We start from the raw sequence: 21,643 nt of genomic DNA, 5'->3' as shown, positions 1-21,643 counted from the left end.
CCCTTTTGAAAAAAAATGCCTCCAGCTATTGCATCGTAAGATATTATTACTACCTTTGCACCCGCAAACGAATAACAGATGCCTCTTTAGCTCAGTTGGCCAGAGCACGTGATTTGTAATCTCGGGGTCGTTGGTTCGAATCCGACAAGAGGCTCAAGAAAATATATTGGAATGGGCAGTTACCAGAGTGGCCAAATGGGGCTGACTGTAACTCAGCTGGCTTTCGCCTTCGGTGGTTCGAATCCATCACTGCCCACGAATAAAAAGGACTCTTCTTAGAGTCCTTTTTTGTTTCTATCCATAAAAAAAGTCCTTCCCTATCACTAGGAAAGAACTTTCAAAAAGCAAGGGAGATTCACTCCCTGCCAAATCCCCATCTATTTAAACGATCAAACCGACCTATTTCAAATTTAAGGCGCTTCTCTCGGCAGCTATGGATGCTTTTGCCGGAGTAGACTTGCGTGAACAATAATTGAATTCCACAGACTTATCGCCATCGAATGACTTCCATTTTAATTTCAACTTAACCGTCTTACCATTCGTATCCGGAAGGCTATCCAATTTAAAAGCGACCAGTCCATCCGCATATGCACCATATACATCGCCATAAGCATTATGGCGGAACTCTACCTCATAAGGATTCTCCGGGTCCTTGCCTGTCAGTAGGTTTACAAAATGAGCCTTATTGCGGTCTCCCCAGATCGTCCTGAAACGGAGTGTCAGATATCCGTCCTCGGCGATGGTAACCCAATCGTTCACGATCTCCACAGGGTCGGAGCCATAGATCGAATCGTTGCTAGTCACCCCCAAATCCGGAGCGATTGGTTTTGTAAGGATACTGTCGATCCAATTAATATTTACGGCCTTGCTGTAAATTCCGCTAGACTCGTTCGTCTCGTCAAAATTCACCAACGCTCTCACCTCCTTCTGCCCGAAGGGAGAAGAGGTCATATTGACAGGCAACAAGGTCGTGCTATCATCCAATTGAAGAAAATATGAACCATCATCGACCGGCTTAACCGTCACCAACGCATTCGGCAACACTTTACTGTAAGGATAATCATCATCATCGTCCAAGCAAGATTGAAACCCCATAAAACAAGTAGCCGCCATTACACCTACAACTAATTTCCTAAAATTAAAGAATCCGTTCATAATACTTCCTTTCTAAGTTTATCAATTAAACTAATCAACCTTTTAATTCTATAAAATTAGAAATGCGTTTTAGGGCGGAAATGCTGCATATGCGTATGTTAATTAAACCAAACAAGGCATGTCTCCTTACTTCACGGCGAAATTATACTCGAAAGTATACTTATAAGAGCTTGCGGTTCCTCCGTCATTCTCATCGATAGTCATACCCGTTATATAATCTCCCACGGTGGTATAGGTGTATTTGTACTCAGCTTTCACCTCGCTCTGGTTAGGGATCGTATAGGTGTAGGCACGGATCGGAAGATTCCGGTTCTGGATACCATATAACAAGTTCAGAGGAGTTACAGACTCAAAGCCAACCGGCGAGAAAGAACCGATCACTCGCAGAGGGAAGTTCTTAGGAGCCTCCGCCACGCTATACTCGTACCTCATCTCCCGGCTATCCAATGACTGGGCATATAGAACCACGTTGCCGTTCTCCCATGTATATTTCTCGTACTCCGGATAACTTCTCTCCTCGTATCCCGTCCCAAACTCTTTCGGCCAACGGGCATTCCAAGAAGTCAACACCCAATTCGAGCCTGAATAACGATAGGAATATTCATCGCTTACATAGATCTCGTTGCTGGCGTATGGATTCTCTTGAGAGATCTTCTTACTTGTAATTACATTTCCGCTTAATGTATATTCCTCTATAACCTCACCGGAATGAATGCCCGTGACAGAGAATTTACCATCCGAATAAATGAACAATAACTTATCCACTCCCAAATTTATATTTGAGATCTTGCCATCGCTCGTATAATTGATATCAGCGGTAAAAAGCGGGCTTGAAGCTCCATCTTTATAACAAGAAACTTTCGTTAGCTTATTCAATTCCGGAACAACGGGATCGTCATCGTCTCCGCAGGCCGTCAAACTAGCGGCCCCTATTAGTAACAAAAATAGATACTTCTTCATCATTCTTTCGTGTTTTAATCTGTTACGGCAAAAGTAGGGCTTTTAAATGAATAACCACGAAAGTAACCTATTTTAAGTATTCCTGTTTGAAAAAATGCTTCTAAAATCGTAGTTTTGCATCATCAATATCAAAGATAACGATCTATCTTAAAATAGTTTACAATAAGTAATAATGTAAGATAAACAATATCTAAAATTTAATAACATGAAAATGAAACAACTGACAGTAGCGATGATCACCCTCCTACTCACCGCCTCTTGTAGTGAAAAACAACAAGATTACCCTTTCCGGAATCCGGAACTTCCCTTGGAAGAACGTATCGACGACTTACTATCCCGGCTGACACCGGAGGAGAAAATCGGCCAAATGATGAACGTAACCCCCGCCATCGAGCGTTTGGGAATCCCGACTTACGACTGGTGGAACGAGGCTCTTCACGGCGTGGCTCGTGCCGGACGTGCGACCGTATTCCCGCAAGCGATCGCCATGGCGGCTACTTTCGACGATAACGCCGTTCACGAGACCTTCACGATGGTCAGCGACGAGGCCCGTGCCAAATACCACCAATACCAGAAAGACAAGGAGTACGACCGTTACAAAGGTCTTACTTTCTGGACCCCGAATATCAATATCTTCCGTGACCCTCGCTGGGGACGGGGTATGGAAACCTATGGCGAGGACCCTTACTTGACCGAGAAGATGGGCGTAGCCGTAACCCGCGGATTGCAAGGCGATGATCCTAATTATTATAAGACACACGCTTGCGCCAAGCATTACGCCGTACACAGCGGCCCGGAATGGAACCGCCACGAATTCAACGCAGAAGCTACCCCTCGTGACTTGTACGAGACGTATCTTCCAGCTTTCGAGGCATTAGTTAAGGAAGGCGATGTACAAGAGGTAATGTGCGCCTACAACCGTTTCGAGGGTAAACCTTGCTGTAGTAGCGACAAATTATTGATCGATATCTTGCGTAACAGTTGGGGATACGACAATATCATCCTGTCCGATTGCGGTGCTATCGATGATTTCTGGAGGAAAGACAAGAATACGCCTCGTCATGAGACGCACCCGGACGCTGAGAGCGCATCCGCCGACGCCGTATTGAACGGTACCGACCTAGAATGTGGCGGTAGCTACCGTGCGCTAAACAAAGCCTTGGCCGACGGTAAGATCTCGGAGAAAGATCTGGACGTATCCTTACGCCGCCTACTGAAAGGCCGCTTCGAGCTAGGTATGTTCGATCCGGACGAGCGGGTTCCTTATTCTAAGATACCTTACAGCGTAGTCGAGAGCCCGGAGCATATCGCCAAGGCACTGGATATGGCACGTAAAAGTATCGTTTTGTTGAAGAACAAGAATAATATGCTTCCACTGGACAAGAATATCAAGAAGATCGCCGTAGTCGGACCGAACGCGGCGGACTCTACCATGCTATGGGCCAACTACAACGGCTTCCCGACCAAGACCGTTACGATCGTGGAAGGTATCCGCAATAAAGTCCCGAAAGCAGAGGTTATCTACGAGCTGGGTTGCAACCATACCGCCGATTTTGTCGTGACAGACCTAGGTAGCCACGTATCTTCCACGGCGGGACAGGGTTTCGCCTCCGAATTCTTCAACAATACCGAGTTCGAGGGTACCCCCGCCTACAAGGGATTAGCGAAAGAGCTTCATTATACCACCGGAGGTAACACCCAATTCGCCCCGAACGTGAACTTGACGAATTTCACGGCTCGCTTTACGGGTGAATTCGAGTCTCCGATAGATGGTCCTGTCGAGTTCAAACTATCCGGAAACGACGCATTCCGCCTGTATATCGATACGGCTAAAGTCGCCGAGGTATGGGAAAACGAATATGGAGCGGAAAAACTCTATACGCTAAACGCTAAGAAAGGTGAGAAATATCCCATAAAGATCGAATATATGCAACGCACGGGTAGCGCTGACCTGAACTTTACGGTAGGCGTACGCACACCCGTAGATTTCCAAGCTACGGCCAGCAAGGTTAAAGACGCTGATGTCATCGTATTCGTAGGTGGTATCTCTCCACGTCTGGAAGGTGAGGAAATGCCGGTAGACGCTGAAGGTTTCCGGAAAGGCGACCGCACGAATATCGAGATCCCGGCCGTACAGAAGGAAATGGTCAAAGCCTTGGTAGCCACCGGAAAGCCTGTAGTATACGTGGTATGTACGGGTAGCGCATTGGCATTGAACTGGGAGAACGATCATGTAAACGCTATCTTGAACGCTTGGTATGGCGGACAAGAAGGTGGGACAGCCGTGGCCGACGTTTTATTCGGAGACTATAACCCGGCCGGACGCTTGCCGATCACGTTCTATAAATCCGTAGACCAGCTTCCGGACTTCCAAGATTACAGCATGAAGGGCCGTACCTATCGTTACATGACGCAGACTCCGCTTTATCCGTTCGGTTATGGCTTGAGCTATACAACATTCGATTATAAGAACGCTAAGTTGTCAAAGGATAAGATCGCTTCCAACGAATCGGTTACCCTCTCCTTCGATATCGCCAATACAGGCAAGATGGATGGTGACGAGGTCGCTCAGATCTACATCAAGAACCCGAACGATCCTGCCGGACCGCTAAAAGCGATGAAAGCATTCAAACGTGTGAACGTGAAGGCTGGCAGCGAACAACCGGTTAGCATCCAATTGGAACCGAAAGCTTTCCAATCCTTCAATGACAATACGCAGACCATGGAGGTTCGCCCGGGTAAATACCAAATCCTATATGGAGGTTCCTCGGACGATAAGACACTGAAAAAGATTGATTTAGTAATTGAATAAAAACACTATTGTATTCACGGCTGAACACAATAGTATTCATAGAAAAACACAGTAGTATTCACAATCGAATACTACTGTGTTTTTCTATGAAGGTAATGATCAGAATTTTTTAATCAAGAAAGACGGATTGATACGCATGTAAACCCCTGCCGTAAAACTCGTGGCGTTTCCCATCGGTTGTTTTACTCCATCCGCATCATTCATATCTCCGGAGAGATGATGAAAAACGTCCACATCTACTCCTATCGAGAAACCCTTCGTTAGTTGCCGGGAATATTCCACCCCCAGATAGATCATTTGCGGACGGTCGAACGTAACCCCCTCATCAATCATCGAGGCCGCCCCGAAAAACGGGCTACCAAACATAGAGATGAAATCCTTGCAGGTCCAATACGACGTTTTCACCCGAAAATCATAGATATCGGCGGAAGCACGGGCATACAAGCCATATCCGCTGTCAAAAGGCCATATCTCTCCCGCTTGCTGATAATAACCGGTAGCATCCAGTTCCACGTTCAAGTTCTTGAAAATACGATGTCCGGTATTCCATACACCTCCGACACCGATCGCGCCATTCATCAAGGTTTGCACAGAATTGTTGAAGATCGTGTCGATCTCGCCTCCCCTATGCTGCACCAATCCTTGCACCGGCGTATAGAAATGGAAACGGGAAGCCGGGTCGTTGTACTTTACCCGCGAAGAGATCCCGACGGTAAACGCCTCTTGATGCACATCCTCCCGGAAAATAAAGCTCTGCCAGTTCACCCACACATCCAAGTCGAAAGCCTTCGAGTCATACAACAACTGCAAGCCCGCCTCGGGATCGCAGGTCAAATTCAACTCCGGATTATAAAGAGGCTCTATCAAATTATGGTTGGAAGCGCCGTAAATATTTCCCAGCACGATGTTCACATGATCCGAGAGGGCCATCTGCGCCCGGAAATAGGGCAACACATGTACCCCTTTTTGGTATTGGTCTCCCTTCCAATAAGCGATATCCTGATAAGCCATGCTCGGATATTTATTCGCCCCATGATAGATCAACATATGGACACCCGCCTCCAACTTGATATTCCGCAAGGGATAATAAACCGCTTTGCCTTGTACCCAAAGCCCCGGCAACGAATACCCCTTGGTAAATTTACCCGTATACTCGTTATCCTTGAAGAAGCTAATATTATCCAACTCCACGGACAACTCCCGGGCCTTCTCCGGGTCGATATGATAATCCGTCTTATAGACACGATCCGCGATCTGCGCCTTCAGCGAGGGAGACCAACTCCCCAATCCCATCAAGCAAAGACCCACAATGAGACTCCTAACACCTATATTCTTCATCACTCTTAAAATTTCTCGCGAACATAAACAAAATACACTGAAAAAAGAAAGCGGGGAAACGGAAGTTTTCACCTCGTTTCCCCGCTTTTTCGTCTTATTTTAAAAATTTCTTTCTTCTAAAATTTAACGTCTAGGGATAGCTTCTTTAACAACCATCTGACGACCTTCGTACTCAGCTTGGTTCAACTCCTCGATAGCTTTTTGAGCCTCTGCAGCGTTAGGCATCTCAGCGAAAGCGAAGCCCTTAGAACGTTTTGTGTCACGGTCAACAATGATTTTAACTGAGTCTACAACACCATACTCTTCCAGAATCTGTTGTAAGTCTGATTCTCTTACCCGATAATTCAGGTTTCCAATGTAAATATTCATACGAAAATGATATAAAAAAATAAAAATTAATAATAAAACAAGGATGGTTGGTGAAGTCAATCTCTAAAAGAAAGTATTATCATCGCTGATGAATAAATGCTAAAAGATAAAAGAGCTATACAAACTATCTTTTGTTCATGGCACAAAGGAAAGCATTCTATTTGAATTAGCAACTATAAAACGATAATTATTTTCAAAAAAACATTCAAGCTCTTTATAACGTCTTTGTTGTTCTAGTCAAATAGTCCTAATTTATAGAAATTTTGACCAATTATATCAACGATATAGCCTAAAACTATCTCAGAAATCTCGTAACTTTGCGAAATTATTATTTGAACTAATAAAAGTTATGGATTACGCGATCATTGCCGCCGGCGAAGGCTCCCGCTTGGCGCAAGAAGGTGTTAAGTGGCCAAAGCCTCTGGTTAGACTCAACGGTGTCGCTCTGATAGACCGGTTGATAGACGTTTTTTTGAAAAATAACGCTACCTCTATCAGTATCATCGTAAACGAGGAGATGACCGAGGTACAGGATTACCTGAAGGCCCTGCGACTACCTATACCCTTTTACCTGTTGGTAAAATCCACCCCCAGCTCTATGCACAGCTTCTACGAGCTGAGTCATTATCTGGATGGTGATAAGATTTGTTTAACTACTGTAGACACGATCTTCAAGGAAGAAGAGTTCAGCGGCTATATCCAACAGTTCATCCAAGAGGATAAACTGGACGGATTGATGGCCGTCACTGATTTTATTGATGACGAGAAACCCTTATATGTAGAAACAGACAACGAACTTTACGTCCGGAATTTCCTAGATCAGGCAGACGGTGATTGCCGTTACATATCGGGAGGTATCTATTGCTTGAGGCGTCCGGCTCTGGGTGTATTGAACAACGCCATCTCGCAGGGAATGTCGAGAATGCGCAATTATCAACGGCAGCTCATCGCCGAGGGGTTGAGGCTAAAGGCCTATCCTTTCAGCAAGATCATCGACGTGGATCACGCCGATGACATTTTGAAAGCCGAATCATTTTTAAAGTCATAAAGAATACTGTCTAACAATGAGTAAATTAACTTTAGCAGGTATCCGCAGAGGAAATCAATTCTCCCCCAATCATATCGGCAACGACGCGGCGATCTTCGCCTTGACAGCCCAGCATTTACGAAAATTGGGATGCGATGTAAACGAATATATCGAATCGGATCTGCTGCTACAAGACCCGAAGGAAAAGGGTATCTTTAATATGGTAAGAGACTGGAAGTCCATCCATAAGCTGCAAGAACTAGAGGATAAAAATTATTTCGTGGTGAACTCGGGTTACGGGATCGAGAATTGTACCCGTGAGAAAATGACCCGCCTCCTATTATCCAATCATATCTCCCATCCGGAAAGTTTAATCTTACGGACAGATGAGGATCCGACAGAAGCCCTTGAGAAAGCCGGTTTCTTTAATTGCTGGATCAAACGGGGAGATTTCCACGCCATCCACCGGGAAGACGTCACCTACGTAAGAAACCCGGAAGAGGCGAAAAGCATATTGAAGGAATACGCTATCCGTGGTATCCCGTCGGCGGTAATCAATGAGCATCTGGTAGGCGATTTGGTGAAATTTTACGGGGTAGCTGGAACCGATTTCTTTTATTGGTTCTATCCATCGAACATGCATCATAGTAAATTTGGTTTAGAAGTTATCAATGGTACAGCGAAGGGGATCCCCTTCGACGAAGCGCAGCTTCGTCTGCTTTGCCACAAGGCTGCGGAGGTATTGAACATACATATTTACGGGGGAGATTGCATCGTCTCCGAGGATGGTGTCATGCGGATTATCGATTTCAACGATTGGCCTAGTTTCGCCCCTTGCCGGGAAGAAGCGGCTCCAAACATCGCACGTCGTATCTGGGATCTTATGCGAGAACACATCTAAATCGTTTTAACAAAATCAATCATGAGTGAGACTAAGTCTACTCCCAGTCTGGAGTCAACCTTAAAATCTTTGGACACCGAGGAGTTTATCGATATTCATTTCTATCGTCCTATTGGCTACCAATGGGCTTTGTTCTTTAATAAATTGGGGGTATCGCCCAATAGTATCACGATCGCCAGCATCTTTATCGGCATAGCGGCAGGTATCTGTTTCTATTTCCAGAGCCTCGCTATCAACGTGATCGGCATGTTACTGTTAATCTGGGCAAACTCGTATGATAGCGCAGACGGACAATTGGCCCGTATGACCGGACAGAAAAGTGCCTTGGGACGTATCTTGGACGGTGCCGCCGGCGATTTCTGGTTTATCGCTATCTACGCGGCAATCTGCTTACGCCTCACGCCGGAATGGGGAATATGGATCTGGCTATTGGCGGCTACGACGGGATTCTTCCATAGCAAGCAAGCGGCCATGGCGGATTATTATCGCAATATTCACTTGTTGTTCTTGAAAGGTAAATCGGGTAGCGAGCTCTCCCACTCTCCCCAATTGAAGGAGAATTATAAGAAGATGAGTTGGAAACATGACTTTATCTATAAATTGTTCGAGACCTTCTACATTAATTATACGATAGGTCAAGAAGCATGGACACCTAAATTCCAACACATGATGAACATCATCCGTGAGAAATACAACGGACAAGCGCCGGAATGGTTCCGTAAGGCTTTTCGAACAAAGAGCCTGCCATTAATGAAATATACGAATATGCTATCATTCAATACCCGGGTGATCGCTTTGTTTGTCAGCCTTTTCATCGACATGCCTTGGCTGTATTTCGTATTCGAGCTGACCGTATTAAACTCGATGTTGCTCTATATGATCAAAAAGCATGAGCATATTTGTGAAGATTTCAGCAAACAGTTATAACGTTTTTTTACCCCATTCGATTATGTTCAATTTAGACAAAGTAAAAGGAATCCTCTTTGATTACGGCGGAACGATAGACAGTAACGGCATGCACTGGGCAGAGGTGATCTGGATGGCGTATGAGGCCTTGAAGGTTCCCGTATCCAAAGCGGTTTTCCGTGATGCCTATGTACATGGAGAAAGAACGCTTGGAAAGAATCCGATCGTGAAGCCTCATCATACGTTTCTGGATATGTTGCGCTTGAAAAGCGATTTACAAATCCAATGGCTGAAAGAGAACGGGCATTTATCCGCCGAGGCGATTACCCCGGAGTTACCGGAACAATTAGCGGATTGGTGTTACGAATACGCCCGGAAGGCAATCGATAGCGCCCGCCCCATTCTGGAGCAATTAGCGGAACGTTGCCCATTGGTATTGGTATCGAACTTCTATGGGAACATAGAATCCGTGTTGAAAGATTTCGGTTTGGATCATTTATTCGGCGCTATCGTGGAATCGGCGGTCGTAGGTATCCGTAAGCCGGACCCGGCGATCTTCCGATTAGGAGTGGATAAACTGGGATTTCCCGCCGACGAGATTGTTGTCGTAGGTGATTCCTATGATAAGGATATCGTCCCCGCCACCCGGATCGGATGCCAGACAATCTGGCTAAAAAGTATTGGTTGGAGCGCTTATAAAGGAAATGAGACTGCCGATATCGTATTATCTGACTTCACGGAAATAAAGCAAGTATTCGCTTTATAGAATATACATTTTAGACCAGTATAAGCTCAGAAATGACCTTTTTTGGTACTGATAGCATCCTAACTTTGCATATAAAAAAGTTAGGATGCTATGCTTTTAAAGAAATACATATGCCTTTCTGCCGCTACGCTCCTCACGGCTTGCGACTTAATCGATTATCATCCGTATGACGGCCGTCTGGATTCCGATACTTCCCGGGAGATCAACCCGACCAATATCGAGCGTATCGAGAAAGTCTGCGAAGGGAAGGACACGATCCGTTTTATTTTTATGGGCGATACCCAGCGAAGTTATAACGAGACGGAAGATTTCGTCAAGTACGTTAATCAATTAGATAGCATCGATTTCATTATCCATGGAGGAGATTATACGGAGTTCGGCTTAAAGAAGGAATTCGAGTGGAACGATGATATCTTGTCCAAACTAAAAGTGCCTTACGTAGGGTTGATCGGTAATCACGACGTGATCGGTAATGGCGACCAAGTATTTCGTAAAATCTTTGGGAATGAGAACTTCTCGTTTGTCGTGAGCGACGTGAAATTCGTATGCCTCAATACGAACGCTATCGAGTATGATTATTCCCATCCGGTACCCGATTTTAATTTCCTAAAGAATGAGATAGCGGATAGTACCCGTAATAAACGCACGATCGTAGTCATGCACGCCCCTCCCGGGAACGAACAGTTCGACAATAACGTGAAAGACGTGTTCCAACTTTATATCAAGACATTACCATCTTTAATGTTCTGCTTGCATGCGCATAACCATTGCGTATCGGCAGCCGATTTGTTTGAGGATGGTATTATCTACTACGGTTGCGCCAATATCGCCAAACGAAGTTATCTTCTTTTTACCTTAACCCCTGACGATTATATGTATGAAGTGGTCAATTTTTAAGCTTCTCCTCTTAACTTGTGTCTTTCCCCTTACACTCCATGCGCAAGAGGATAAATACACGAAACGAGTGCAACGGTACGAGAACGCATGGCAACGGGTCATCCCCCGCTATACGAAAGTACAATTCGCAGGTTCCATGGCGATGCTCTCCGTGGGTACCGGTTGGAATTATTACCGGAATCATTGGGAAACGGATATGTTGCTGGGTATCGTCCCCCGCAACGCGAATGATCACGCGAACGTGACTTTCACCTTGAAACAAAACTATTTTCCTTGGAATATCGATCTGGGAGAAAAAGTATCTTTCGAGCCTCTTTGTTGCGGTATCTACGTAAATTTCCTATTTGACCGGGATTTCTGGGCCAAGCAACCGAATAAGTATCCCCCGGGATATTATTGGTTCTCCACCCGCATCCGTAACCATATCTTTATCGGGGAGCGGATCACGCTCAAACTGAATCCAAATAGTAGCTGGCATAAATCCATCAGCTTCTTCTATGAGTTGAGCACCTGCGATTTGTATATAATAAACGCTATCGGTAACAGCTACTTGAAGCCAAAAGATTATTTAAGCCTTTCATTCGGGGTGAAACTACAGATCCTATAAAAGCAAGAAACGGAAGACATTCACTGCCCTCCGTTTCCCTAAACTACATAAAACACTTAAAAGAACAAACGTTGTCTATCAGAACGCTAGACCTAAGCGGATACCCCAGTTATTCAAACCATCGATATGATAGCTGAGGACATCCCCCTTGTTGGTAGCGTAGTTATAATAAGCGGCCATATGTACGCCGATCTGTTTCTGAGGTGTGAAGTACACGGTCATACCGATCTCGGGAGCTACATAGAATCCCCAGTTACGATCGTAAACCTTCAACACGTTCATGTAGGTAGACATCTCACTATAGCTAGCACCTAACTGAGCGCCAACATACGGCTGGAATTGTCCTTCCGGAGCGAAGTTATAACGGAAAGCCGCGCCAAAAGGCAACTGGAAGATAGAATGCTGTTGATCGGAAGTGATTACGGATGTTGAGTTTACCGGAATCGTCTGGCGGTCCACATACTCATTATTTGTATGATAAGAGATGAACGCACCTATAGCGAAATTAGGAATCACATAGTAACCACCCTCAGCGTGAGCACCCCAACCGCTAGTCTTCTTTGAGAAGTCTTGACCGAACGGAGAGTTGATCTGCCAGTCTACATTAAAATACGCATTTTTCAAAACCTGGGCGCCAGCCAGAGCAGGCATCGCCATACAAACGATGAGTAAAGCGATTAATTTATTTATCTTTTTCATAGAACCTCAAACTTTTAATCATTCGAATTATTATTTCTTTACGTACGGAGATTGTACAAATGCTTGCTCGATAGCACGAACAGCTAGCTGAGTGTCGAATTTATCAGAACCAGACAACAAGCCACTCATGTAAGCGGTCCAAAGAACCGGAAGTTTAGCATCTGCCTTAGAAGCGGCAGGAGCATCCAAATCCACTAACTCAGTCAACAAGGAACCTACACTATAGCTATACACTACAGGATACGGGTAATACCAATTTCCCCAACCCGGTCCCCAGTAACCCGGACTCCAATATCCCGGATAGTTCCACCACCAGTACGGGTAGTTGTAACCATCGTTGTAGTCAGCGAAATATTGAGTACTTTGTACGTAAGAAACTTGCAGACCTAAGTCGGCGTTATCTTTGTCTAGCGTGCGTTTGAAACCGCGGCTTTCCATATTATTCACCAACGTAGTGATAATATCGTCTGCTTCATTGGCTGTCCAGAACTGAGGTTTCTCGCTTGTGCCGATAACCAATACACTATCCGGAATGTAGAACGTAGTGAACGATTCGAATTTCGCGTCCTTATCATGATTCGTGAACACCAGAAAATCATTGTCCAATTTCGACATGTCCGGGTCCTTTTGGCAAGAAGCCAGCAGAAGAACTAACAGAAAAAAAGGAAAAATCTTTTTCATCTCATTTTAACGTTTAAAACAGTTTATACTATTATTTGTGCTTATATATAAGTCACTATTAAAACAGCATGAGTTGAAAAAGGTTCTAAAACTATCCTTTTGGGTGTGTTAATTAACATATCCTAACCATACGACGGGCTTATGGTCACTGTAGTCTAAATTAGGAGAATCATAAGTTACACCCTTAAAATCAGGAGAATAAATTATGTAATCAATTCGAAATATACGCTTTAATTGACGAAAGGTGTACCCGAAACCGGAGCCACAGTCACGGAACCCATCCGTTAAATCACCTTTCACGGTACGGTACGTATAAGAGGCCGGTGTATCATTAAAATCACCGCAAAGAATCACGGGCCCCTCCCCGGCATCCAACATCTGACGGATATAATCCGCCTGAGTAGCCCGTTTCACGAAATTCTTCTTCATCTGAAAAGCCATATGGAAGGCGGCCTCGGTTTCCTCCAATTGTTTACCCTCGGCATGGGCTTGGTAAAGACGAGGCTTTACGGCATTCACGCTAGTCGTTTGGAAATGGTTATTAAATACACGAACACTATCCCCTTGGATATCCATGACGGCAAACAAGGATTTATTGCTAGACTCCGGGTATAGGATAGACTCAAAACGAAGGATCGGATATTTACTGAAAATAGCGTTGCCCGCCGCTTTCGTAGCCGAACGGGTAGAGCAATAATACGGTAGGAACGATAAGGTCTTGGCGACAGAATCCATCCGCAGGGCCGATTCAACAGGGCATTCTTGGAGGCAAACGATATCCGGGTCCTCCTTTCTCAGCCAATCCGCTATATTAGGAAGCTGTTTCTTTCCGTCCGTATTGAAATTATTCACGTTATAGGTAATCACCTTAACCGCTTCTTTCCCTATCGGAATCTCTTTAGGGAAGACCCGTATCTGGAACATCGATATCAAAAACTCCCAGTTCAACAATAACGCCGCCAAAGGTACCCAGCACCAATGGCTCCTAAAGACACACCACATCAAGAAAAGACATAGATTGACCGCCAATACCGGTAATAACACCAATCCGGGAAACGAGATCCACTCCTTCCCTTCCGGATTCATACGTCCGGTAGCGAATCCGGCTATGGCCGCCACGGCAAAAGCGATCGTAATCAACACAAATAAAATATATATCAACTTCTTCATCCTTCCTATCCTGCGATTTAAACAAAAAAGGGACTATCCGGAAAAGACAGTCCCCCAATTCATACACTATAACCTGTCCGCTTCCGGCAGGGATAGCTTAAAAAACTTATCGAAGCGTTCCTTGTTGAGCCTCTTGGATCATCTTCTGATTAGCCAAGATCACGATCTCAACACGACGGTTCAACGAACGACCCTCGGGAGTGTCATTGCTAGCCACAGGATCATGTATACCTTTGCCTTCATAAACCATACGATCCGTACTTACCCCCTGCATCATCAGGTAATCGTAAACGCTCTTCGCACGTTTCTCGGACAAGGTCTGGTTATAATCCACCTTACCGGTGTTATCCGTAAAGCCGATGATTCGGATATCCGTATCCGGATTGGCCTTCAAACTGGTAGCGAAGTTACGCAAGGCACTCTTGGAAGCGTCGCTCAACGTACTCGAGTTCGTGGCAAACAAGATACCGGAGTCAAAAGTAACCTTCAAGGCCTCACCATTGTTCACGCTCTCGATCTTCGTGTCCTCAGGCAGGGTAGCTTCCAGCTCCTTCTTCTGCTTATCCATTTTCTTACCGATTAACGCACCGGCTGTACCACCTACGGCCGCACCGATCACGGCACCCAATGCGGTATTTCCGGCCAAGGCACCAACACCAGCTCCGACAGCGGCACCACCGCCTACACCGATCGCCGTACCTTTCGCCGTGTTATTCCACGTTCCGCAACTCGTAAACACCACTGCCATACATAGCAGTAAAACAGATAATAATTTAATGTTCCTCATCATCTTCTACAATTTCACTTAAACAACTTTATATATATAACAAATATCAATCAAACATGTTGATCGAATCGCAATATTCAAGTTCTCCTTGTACTATAAAAGTGATTTCCTCCGGTTCGAATTTGCCTACGCCGTCTTTCTGGGCGTTCTTAATTACATAATTTACAACCTCTTCCTCATCGATCTCGATCTCATCGTCACCATCATCATCTAGCATGCCATTAGATTCATAGAAGTCGTAGATCAAGTCTACGATATAGTTGATATCGTCATTACTGAACTTTCCTTTCAGTTCTTGGGGAAGATAATTCTGGATAAATTTTACGGAATCATCCTCGTCATAAAGTAGCTCGTCATTGTTCGTGCTCATAATTAATCTTGTTTAATTGGTTTGAATAGCGGCAAATGTACGGAAATATTTTGATTTTATATCCCAAAAACAATTAAGCTTATTTACGGACGTGACTTAACAAAAGCAAATGCCCTTACTTGAACATAGTTCTAAAAGAGCTTAGGTTTTATAGGAAGCAAAGGTAATAAAAATACTTGATTATCATATAGACCTATTATTTTTTATAGCTTCCGGGCAATTTACTGTTCCGCATGATATTTTCTTTGAAAGAATATATTTCCAACCGAGTACCCCAAAGAGACTTCCAATATCTTTATGGATCACAAAAAACACTAAAGCCAGTCTTATTTGTGTTAAAATCAAAATACACCCCATCATTTATTTACATATAGTCATTTGATACTCAAGTTCTTTTAGAACTCAGTAAATGTATTAAATTATGATTACAATGGAACCTAAAATACAAAGTACCACAAGTACCCGAGCTCTCCGGAGCAAAATCGGGCCTATCAAGGCTTACTTATTCAAGACCTCATATGTAATCAGTCCAATCACGCCAAGCGATCTTAAACATTCCATGAAAGGTGCCTACAAATCATTCCTGTCTAAAACCGATCAAGCATACGGCCATTCCACGTCAACAATCAACCCCAAACTTTACCCTATTTCTACCTTTAAGCAAATGAGCCTCGTAGTAGTCCCGAGTTTCATGATAGAATCCCCATTCGAGATAGTGGCGATAGCCCTTATCGCCTTTCTACTTATCCTCCTTTCGATGAGGGAACATCGGCATAAGAAAGACATTCTTGACACCGAACGAAATATGGCCGAAGAAGTGATCCGTTTACGTGAGAAGGCGGAAGAATCAAACCGGTTGACAAGTGCTTTCCTCGCCAATATGAGCCATGAGATACGGACCCCATTGAATGCGATCGTAGGTTTCTCGACCCTTATCAGCGAAAGTGAGGATAAAGAGGAGATCAAAGAATTCGCTAAAATCATTCACGCAAACAATGAGCTACTCCTTAATTTAATCAATGACATACTCGATATGTCAAAAATAGAAGCCGGTATATTGGATTTCCTTTATACGGAAGTAGAGATTAACGAGCTTATACAAACCCTATGGCGGAGTTACCGATTCAAGATAAAGGAAGGAGTAGAATTCCGCACGGAACTGCCTGCGGAAAGCTACATTATCCATACTGAGAGAAACCGTTTATCCCAAGTACTGGCTAATTTCATCAATAATGCTTGCAAATACACTTTCGAGGGAATGATAACGATCGGATATGAAATAAGGAAAGACGATATTTATTTCTTTGTTACCGATACGGGAAAAGGGATAGCGGAAGAAAATATCTCCCGTGTTTTCGATCGATTCGCTAAATTAGATTCCTTCACCCAAGGTACGGGGCTCGGGCTGTCTATCTGTGAATTAATCATTAAACATTTAGGTGGAGAGATCGGCGTGGAGTCAAGCGTTGGAAAAGGATCTACATTTTGGTGCACGGTTCCCACCCGGAAATAATCGCACCAAGCCGTATCTACCTATTAGTGAAAAATAAAAAGGCGGAATGATTCACATAGGATCATTCCACCTTCATTATTTTATAGAAACACCACGCTTAACGTCAAGCGTTCAAGTCTACTTTAGTTCTTAAATTCCAGACCATCGTCTTTCCTATCGATCACGATCGGGCGGTTACGGTCTACCGTTCCACCCAGCAAAGCCTTTGACAACTCGTTCAAGACATACTTCTGAATGACACGTTTTACCGGACGGGCACCGAATTGAGGATCGAAGCCCTTGTCGGCGATAAAGTCCACGGCCTCGTTCGTGAAGTCCAAGGCGACACCGTTCGTAGCCAACATCTTCTTCACGCTGTTCAACTGCAAGGATACGATCTTGCGAATCTCCTCCTCGTTCAGCGGAGTAAACATGATGATATCGTCGATACGGTTCAAGAACTCCGGACGGATCGTCTTCTTCAACAGTTCCAGTACTTGGATCTTCGTCTCGTCTACCACCTTGTCATGCGTGGCGGGTGTCATCTTCTCGAAGTTCTCACGAATCAAGGAAGAACCTAGGTTACTTGTCATGATAATGATCGTGTTCTTGAAGTTGACAACGCGGCCTTTGTTATCCGTCAGCCTTCCATCATCCAAGACTTGCAACAAGATGTTGAATACATCCGGATGCGCCTTTTCGATCTCATCGAACAAGACAACCGAGTAAGGTTTCCGGCGAATCGCCTCCGTCAACTGTCCACCCTCATCGTAACCCACATATCCCGGAGGCGCACCGATCAAACGAGTCGCGCTGAATTTCTCTTGATACTCACTCATATCGATACGGGTCATCATATTCTCGTCATCGAACAAATACTCGGCCAACGCCTTGGCCAACTCCGTCTTACCCACACCGGTAGTACCGAGGAAGATGAAAGAACCGATCGGTCGTTTCGGATCCTGTAAGCCGACACGACTACGACGAACCGCATCGGCGATAGCGTTGATCGCCTCTTCCTGACCAATCACACGGGTATGAAGCTCGGACTCCAGACGTAATAACTTATCTTTCTCGCTCTGCATCATCTTGCTGACCGGAATTCCAGTCCAACGGGATACCACATCGGCGATATCGTCGCTATCCACTTCCTCCTTGATCATAGCTGCGGCACCTTGCATCGTCTTCAACTTAGCCTGTACCTCCTTGATCTCCTCTTCCTTTTGCTTGATCTTACCGTAACGGATCTCAGCGACCTTGCCGTAATCACCCTCACGCTCCGCCTTGTCAGCCTCAAACTTTAGGTTCTCGATATCGATCTTATTTTGCTGGATCTTATTGATCTGCTCCTTCTCGCTCTGCCACTGAGCCTTTTGCTTAGTCTCCTCCTCCTTCAAGTCGGCGATCTCCTTATTCAGTAGCTCTAATTTCGACTTGTCGTTCTCACGCTTGATCGCCTCACGCTCGATCTCTAACTGTTTGATACGCCGGGAAACCTCATCCAACGACTCCGGTACGGAATCGATCTGCAAACGCAGACGGGCGGCGGCTTCATCCATCAAATCGATCGCCTTATCCGGCAAGAAACGATCCGTGATATAACGGGTAGACAACTGCACGGAAGAGATAATCGCATCATCCTTGATACGTACCTTATGGTGATTCTCGTATTTCTCCTTCAAACCACGAAGGATGGAGATCGTATCCAACTCACTCGGCTCATCTACGATAACGGTCTGGAACCGACGCTCAAGCGCCTTATCCTTCTCAAAATACTTCTGATACTCATCCAACGTCGTGGCACCGATCGAACGTAGCTCACCACGAGCCAAGGCCGGTTTCAAGATGTTAGCTGCATCCATGGCGCCTTCGCCTTTACCGGCTCCTACCAAGGTATGGATCTCATCGATAAAGAGGATGATCTCACCCTCGGATTTCGTAACCTCGTTCACCACCGCTTTCAAACGTTCCTCGAACTCGCCTTTATATTTAGCTCCGGCGATCAATGCGCCCATATCCAACGAGAAGATCTGTTTAGACTTCAAGTTCTCGGGAACGTCACCCCGAACGATACGATGGGCCAACCCCTCAGCGATAGCAGTCTTACCTACACCCGGCTCACCGATCAAGATCGGATTGTTCTTCGTACGGCGGCTCAAGATCTGCAAGACACGGCGGATCTCCTCGTCACGTCCGATCACGGGGTCCAGTTTACCGCTACGGGCACGCTCGTTCAAATTGATGGCGTATTTTCCTAAGGCATCGTACGTATCCTCGGCGGATTGGCTTGTCACCTTATTCCCTTTACGCAATTCCTCGATTGCTTGACGTAACTCTTTCTCTGTCACGCCGGCGTCTTTCAATATCTGTGAAGCGGTGCTCTTTTCCGTGAACAACGCCAAGATGATCGGCTCCAACGATACATATTGATCCCCCATTTTAGAGGAATAATCGATCGCCTTCTGTAAGACAGCGTTCGACTCGCTAGAGAGATAGGGTTCGCCTCCCGAAACCTTAGGATAAGATTCGATTTGGCGATCCAGTACCATATTCAGGTTTTGAGCGTTTACCCCTAATTTCTGAAAGATAAAATTAGTAACACTCTCACCCGTCATAATGACAGCTTTCAACAAGTGAACAGGTTCGATAACCTGTTGGTTATTTTTGGTAACCAACTGTACGGCTTGTTGAACAGCTTCCTGCGCCTTGATTGTAAAATTGTTTAAATTCATATATTTAAGCTCCTTTCTTATATTCTTTTCTAATTTATTTTACACTTATATCCTTACAAAAGAAATACCAAAACGAAAATATGACATTTTGTCTTAATATTATAAAACAGAATAGAGAACTCCCCGTCAAACCGTCCATTTCGGATGTCATTAGGACGTATCTTTTCAGAAAGAACAAAAGAGAGAGAAAAAGGTTTTGATAGTAAACGCACAGTATCTAGGTAAAAACAGTCAATGTTCTCAAAAAAAAACACGTACGAGTTTTTCCGGAAACACGTACATGTTTTTTGAAATTCACGTACGTGTTTTTTTCGAGTGGTTATATCCTATAAATCCAACAATTTACGGATAGTCATTATAATACTTCCACGTATTCTCCCGTTTCCTGTTTCTCTTCTTGTCACGGGCACTTTTCCAGAAAATAGTCTCTAGTAAATCCTCTGCGTCGAAATAGACTCTTATGGTAGCAAGTACCCCTCCCCTTCGCTGGCCATCCTTCACGACATCCGAGTATATATTAGTCAGTTTTACGTTGGCAGCCATAGGAACCTTACCTACCTTAAACTCTTTCCAATCCTGATTCTTAGGGAGCCTAATCGTGTGCGCTTGCTTCTGTATGGCCAATGAACGGGAAGGTGACTTAAAATTCAGCAGCATGAATAGGACTGGGGTAATCGAATCATAATTGGTCAACCTACGTAAAGTATCTAACTGTACATATTCCGAGAAGTCTTTCGTAATCGGCAACTCACTTGGTGAGGATAACATATGGGTTCCCGGTTGATCGGGTCGTAGAAAAGTCCCGCTTTCTATCGCCTTCTGAAACTCAGGATTCAAACGTATCTCCTCCTTGCCGGATAAAAATTCTTGCAGGCGCAAAGAATCCTGTTCCGTCCACTGCGCATGGGCCATCGTAGGTAGGATGAATACTATCAAAAGGAATATAGGTCGCATCTTCACGTCTCTCATCTTCATAATCCTCATTACATTTCTATCACCAAGACTCATTCCTCCATTAAATCCCCCATTCGAGTCGAGATACTTTAAGATTTATTGGGATGCTTATACCCTATTTGAATCTTAATATGGATTACCTTTATGCGATCAATCCAAATCCAATATAGATATGTTGATATTATTATCTCCGGCTAAGACAATGACCGGGACATCCAAGATAAAAGCGCCGCAAGGCACGACTCCACGTTTCCAGCAAGAGGCGAACGAGATCGCCCTGCATATGACCCAATTTCCCATTGACGAATTAAGTCGTATCCTCAAGCTCAGCCCGAAACTGGCGGCGGAATGTTACCGCAGATACCAAGATTTTCATGCGGAAGACAACCAGCCCTTGCAAGCGATACTCGCCTATACCGGTGTCGTATTCAAGAATATCAGCCCGAAAGACTTCACGGAGGAGGATTTTCTTTTCTCGCAAGAACATATGCGTTTCGTATCGGGATGCTACGGGTTACTTCGCCCATTAGACCTTATCAAGCCTTACCGGATGGAGTTCGACGTAAAAATCCCGGAACTAGGCGACGGGAATATGTACGCCTTCTGGAAGGACAGGCAAACAAATATATTAATCCATGACGTCCGACAGGGAGACGAAATCCTACTGAATCTAGCCAGCTTGGATATCCAACCCTCTTTCCAGTGGAAGGAGGTGGAGCGATCCGTCCGGATCATCACGCCCGAGTTCAAGATATGGAAGAACGGCAAAGCGGAGACGATCGTGATCTATGCCAAGATGTGCCGGGGACAAATGAGCAGCTATCTCATAAAGAACCGGATTTCTGACCCGGAGGCATTAAAAGCATTCACATGGGAAGGCTTTTCCTATAAAGAATCCATGTCCGAGGGGGATAATTGGGTATTTCTACAAGAATAATTCTAGGCTTATCCAATAAAATCAGATGATCTACGTTTTATAAGAACAATTCGTAAAAATCATAAAAAGGTTTATCCTTCTTT

General features: G+C 44.8%; 20 protein-coding genes and 2 tRNA genes. 11 read left to right on the top strand and 11 right to left on the bottom strand.

From position 1 onward, the window contains the following. The first annotated feature begins 80 nt into the window (after window positions 1–80). Both DWX84_RS02705 and DWX84_RS02700 read left to right on the top strand, forming a co-directional pair. Window positions 81–154, top strand: a tRNA-Thr gene (locus DWX84_RS02705). 19 nt (window positions 155–173) lie between these two features. Continuing rightward, window positions 174–256: transfer RNA gene (locus DWX84_RS02700), tRNA-Tyr, on the top strand. Window positions 257–399: 143 nt separating this feature from the next. Here DWX84_RS02700 and DWX84_RS02695 read toward each other — a convergent pair. Together DWX84_RS02695 and DWX84_RS02690 are read right to left on the bottom strand one after the other, a co-directional pair. Continuing rightward, window positions 400–1,155 (bottom strand): NigD-like protein, encoded by a 756-nt coding sequence (locus tag DWX84_RS02695; protein ID WP_005856726.1) that lies wholly within the window; start codon window positions 1,153–1,155, stop codon window positions 400–402. A 126-nt stretch (window positions 1,156–1,281) separates the two neighbouring features. Beyond that, on the bottom strand, window positions 1,282–2,115 hold the full coding sequence (locus DWX84_RS02690) for a DUF5032 domain-containing protein (RefSeq protein WP_005856724.1): 834 nt from the start codon (window positions 2,113–2,115) through the stop codon (window positions 1,282–1,284). Between the two features lie 205 nt (window positions 2,116–2,320). On the opposite strand from DWX84_RS02690, the gene xyl3A reads away from it, so the two are divergent. Then, window positions 2,321–4,927, top strand: coding sequence for a xylan 1,4-beta-xylosidase (gene xyl3A / locus DWX84_RS02685; RefSeq protein ID WP_048927344.1), 2,607 nt, complete (start codon window positions 2,321–2,323; stop codon window positions 4,925–4,927). Between the two features lie 99 nt (window positions 4,928–5,026). On the opposite strand, the gene DWX84_RS02680 is transcribed toward xyl3A, so the two are convergent. Together DWX84_RS02680 and DWX84_RS02675 are read right to left on the bottom strand one after the other, a co-directional pair. After that, on the bottom strand, window positions 5,027–6,265 hold the full coding sequence (locus DWX84_RS02680) for a hypothetical protein (RefSeq protein WP_048927345.1): 1,239 nt from the start codon (window positions 6,263–6,265) through the stop codon (window positions 5,027–5,029). A 123-nt stretch (window positions 6,266–6,388) separates the two neighbouring features. Beyond that, a complete protein-coding gene (locus DWX84_RS02675; RefSeq protein WP_005856718.1) occupies window positions 6,389–6,634 on the bottom strand; it encodes an RNA-binding protein in 246 nt (81 codons plus the stop codon). A 349-nt stretch (window positions 6,635–6,983) separates the two neighbouring features. Between DWX84_RS02675 and DWX84_RS02670 the strand changes: the two genes are divergently transcribed. From DWX84_RS02670 to DWX84_RS02645, 6 genes are all read left to right on the top strand, one after another. Then, window positions 6,984–7,682 carry an NDP-sugar synthase gene (locus DWX84_RS02670; RefSeq protein ID WP_022192124.1) on the top strand — a complete coding sequence of 233 codons (699 nt, stop codon included), beginning with the start codon at window positions 6,984–6,986 and terminating at the stop codon, window positions 7,680–7,682. 16 nt (window positions 7,683–7,698) lie between these two features. Continuing rightward, window positions 7,699–8,562 (top strand): hypothetical protein, encoded by an 864-nt coding sequence (locus DWX84_RS02665; RefSeq protein ID WP_022192123.1) that lies wholly within the window; start codon window positions 7,699–7,701, stop codon window positions 8,560–8,562. A 21-nt stretch (window positions 8,563–8,583) separates the two neighbouring features. Then, complete coding sequence (locus DWX84_RS02660; protein ID WP_048927346.1) at window positions 8,584–9,489, top strand: CDP-alcohol phosphatidyltransferase family protein; 906 nt, start codon at window positions 8,584–8,586, stop codon at window positions 9,487–9,489. Between the two features lie 22 nt (window positions 9,490–9,511). Continuing rightward, window positions 9,512–10,234: an HAD family hydrolase gene (locus DWX84_RS02655; protein WP_048927347.1), complete on the top strand. Its 723-nt coding sequence runs from the start codon at window positions 9,512–9,514 to the stop codon at window positions 10,232–10,234. A 90-nt stretch (window positions 10,235–10,324) separates the two neighbouring features. Further along, complete coding sequence (locus DWX84_RS02650) at window positions 10,325–11,131, top strand: metallophosphoesterase (protein ID WP_008780548.1); 807 nt, start codon at window positions 10,325–10,327, stop codon at window positions 11,129–11,131. Continuing rightward, on the top strand, window positions 11,112–11,738 hold the full coding sequence (locus tag DWX84_RS02645; RefSeq protein WP_005862117.1) for a hypothetical protein: 627 nt from the start codon (window positions 11,112–11,114) through the stop codon (window positions 11,736–11,738). The genes DWX84_RS02650 and DWX84_RS02645 overlap by 20 nt, the downstream gene beginning before the upstream one ends. 78 nt (window positions 11,739–11,816) lie before the next feature. On the opposite strand, the gene DWX84_RS02640 is transcribed toward DWX84_RS02645, so the two are convergent. The 5 genes from DWX84_RS02640 to DWX84_RS02620 form a co-directional block, all read right to left on the bottom strand. Then, entirely contained in the window at window positions 11,817–12,437 is a 621-nt protein-coding gene (locus DWX84_RS02640; RefSeq protein ID WP_005862115.1) for an outer membrane beta-barrel protein, read from the bottom strand. 30 nt (window positions 12,438–12,467) lie between these two features. Beyond that, window positions 12,468–13,118, bottom strand: coding sequence for a DUF4136 domain-containing protein (locus DWX84_RS02635; RefSeq protein ID WP_005862113.1), 651 nt, complete (start codon window positions 13,116–13,118; stop codon window positions 12,468–12,470). A 108-nt stretch (window positions 13,119–13,226) separates the two neighbouring features. Further along, window positions 13,227–14,288, bottom strand: coding sequence for an endonuclease/exonuclease/phosphatase family protein (locus tag DWX84_RS02630; RefSeq protein ID WP_005856700.1), 1,062 nt, complete (start codon window positions 14,286–14,288; stop codon window positions 13,227–13,229). Between the two features lie 106 nt (window positions 14,289–14,394). Further along, a complete protein-coding gene (locus DWX84_RS02625) occupies window positions 14,395–15,075 on the bottom strand; it encodes an OmpA family protein (RefSeq protein WP_005856698.1) in 681 nt (226 codons plus the stop codon). 46 nt (window positions 15,076–15,121) lie between these two features. Continuing rightward, window positions 15,122–15,445, bottom strand: a complete 324-nt coding sequence (locus DWX84_RS02620) for a hypothetical protein (protein ID WP_005856696.1) — start codon at window positions 15,443–15,445, stop codon at window positions 15,122–15,124. Between the two features lie 430 nt (window positions 15,446–15,875). On the opposite strand from DWX84_RS02620, the gene DWX84_RS02615 reads away from it, so the two are divergent. After that, entirely contained in the window at window positions 15,876–16,958 is a 1,083-nt protein-coding gene (locus DWX84_RS02615) for a HAMP domain-containing sensor histidine kinase (protein WP_229040537.1), read from the top strand. Window positions 16,959–17,080: 122 nt separating this feature from the next. On the opposite strand, the gene clpB is transcribed toward DWX84_RS02615, so the two are convergent. Beyond that, window positions 17,081–19,669 (bottom strand): ATP-dependent chaperone ClpB, encoded by a 2,589-nt coding sequence (clpB, locus tag DWX84_RS02610; RefSeq protein WP_048927349.1) that lies wholly within the window; start codon window positions 19,667–19,669, stop codon window positions 17,081–17,083. 342 nt (window positions 19,670–20,011) lie between these two features. Beyond that, window positions 20,012–20,644 carry a DUF4858 domain-containing protein gene (locus DWX84_RS02600; RefSeq protein WP_008778334.1) on the bottom strand — a complete coding sequence of 211 codons (633 nt, stop codon included), beginning with the start codon at window positions 20,642–20,644 and terminating at the stop codon, window positions 20,012–20,014. Window positions 20,645–20,795: 151 nt separating this feature from the next. Here DWX84_RS02600 and yaaA point away from each other — a divergent pair, with 151 nt between their 5' ends. Next, window positions 20,796–21,560, top strand: coding sequence for a peroxide stress protein YaaA (yaaA, locus tag DWX84_RS02595; protein ID WP_121961035.1), 765 nt, complete (start codon window positions 20,796–20,798; stop codon window positions 21,558–21,560). Window positions 21,561–21,643: the final 83 nt, after the last annotated feature.

It is taken from the genome of Parabacteroides sp. AF21-43 (genome assembly GCF_003635435.1).
Taxonomy (GTDB): Bacteria; Bacteroidota; Bacteroidia; order Bacteroidales; family Tannerellaceae; genus Parabacteroides; species Parabacteroides distasonis.
This window is presented reverse-complemented; position numbering and strand designations above follow the sequence as displayed.

Excerpts from the sequence above, each read along its gene's own strand:
- DWX84_RS02650 (WP_008780548.1), top strand. The coding sequence starts at position 10,325 with ATGCTTTTAAAGAAATACATATGCCTTTCTGCCGCTACGCTCCTCACG.
- DWX84_RS02615 (WP_229040537.1), top strand. The coding sequence starts at position 15,876 with ATGGAACCTAAAATACAAAGTACCACAAGTACCCGAGCTCTCCGGAGC.
- clpB (WP_048927349.1), bottom strand. The coding sequence starts at position 19,669 with ATGAATTTAAACAATTTTACAATCAAGGCGCAGGAAGCTGTTCAACAA.
- DWX84_RS02655 (WP_048927347.1), top strand. The coding sequence starts at position 9,512 with ATGTTCAATTTAGACAAAGTAAAAGGAATCCTCTTTGATTACGGCGGA.
- DWX84_RS02660 (WP_048927346.1), top strand. The coding sequence starts at position 8,584 with ATGAGTGAGACTAAGTCTACTCCCAGTCTGGAGTCAACCTTAAAATCT.
- yaaA (WP_121961035.1), top strand. The coding sequence starts at position 20,796 with ATGTTGATATTATTATCTCCGGCTAAGACAATGACCGGGACATCCAAG.
- DWX84_RS02690 (WP_005856724.1), bottom strand. The coding sequence starts at position 2,115 with ATGAAGAAGTATCTATTTTTGTTACTAATAGGGGCCGCTAGTTTGACG.
- xyl3A (WP_048927344.1), top strand. The coding sequence starts at position 2,321 with ATGAAAATGAAACAACTGACAGTAGCGATGATCACCCTCCTACTCACC.
- DWX84_RS02620 (WP_005856696.1), bottom strand. The coding sequence starts at position 15,445 with ATGAGCACGAACAATGACGAGCTACTTTATGACGAGGATGATTCCGTA.
- DWX84_RS02630 (WP_005856700.1), bottom strand. The coding sequence starts at position 14,288 with ATGAAGAAGTTGATATATATTTTATTTGTGTTGATTACGATCGCTTTT.
- DWX84_RS02680 (WP_048927345.1), bottom strand. The coding sequence starts at position 6,265 with ATGAAGAATATAGGTGTTAGGAGTCTCATTGTGGGTCTTTGCTTGATG.
- DWX84_RS02635 (WP_005862113.1), bottom strand. The coding sequence starts at position 13,118 with ATGAAAAAGATTTTTCCTTTTTTTCTGTTAGTTCTTCTGCTGGCTTCT.
- DWX84_RS02670 (WP_022192124.1), top strand. The coding sequence starts at position 6,984 with ATGGATTACGCGATCATTGCCGCCGGCGAAGGCTCCCGCTTGGCGCAA.
- DWX84_RS02640 (WP_005862115.1), bottom strand. The coding sequence starts at position 12,437 with ATGAAAAAGATAAATAAATTAATCGCTTTACTCATCGTTTGTATGGCG.
- DWX84_RS02675 (WP_005856718.1), bottom strand. The coding sequence starts at position 6,634 with ATGAATATTTACATTGGAAACCTGAATTATCGGGTAAGAGAATCAGAC.
- DWX84_RS02600 (WP_008778334.1), bottom strand. The coding sequence starts at position 20,644 with ATGAAGATGAGAGACGTGAAGATGCGACCTATATTCCTTTTGATAGTA.
- DWX84_RS02645 (WP_005862117.1), top strand. The coding sequence starts at position 11,112 with ATGAAGTGGTCAATTTTTAAGCTTCTCCTCTTAACTTGTGTCTTTCCC.
- DWX84_RS02695 (WP_005856726.1), bottom strand. The coding sequence starts at position 1,155 with ATGAACGGATTCTTTAATTTTAGGAAATTAGTTGTAGGTGTAATGGCG.
- DWX84_RS02625 (WP_005856698.1), bottom strand. The coding sequence starts at position 15,075 with ATGAGGAACATTAAATTATTATCTGTTTTACTGCTATGTATGGCAGTG.
- DWX84_RS02665 (WP_022192123.1), top strand. The coding sequence starts at position 7,699 with ATGAGTAAATTAACTTTAGCAGGTATCCGCAGAGGAAATCAATTCTCC.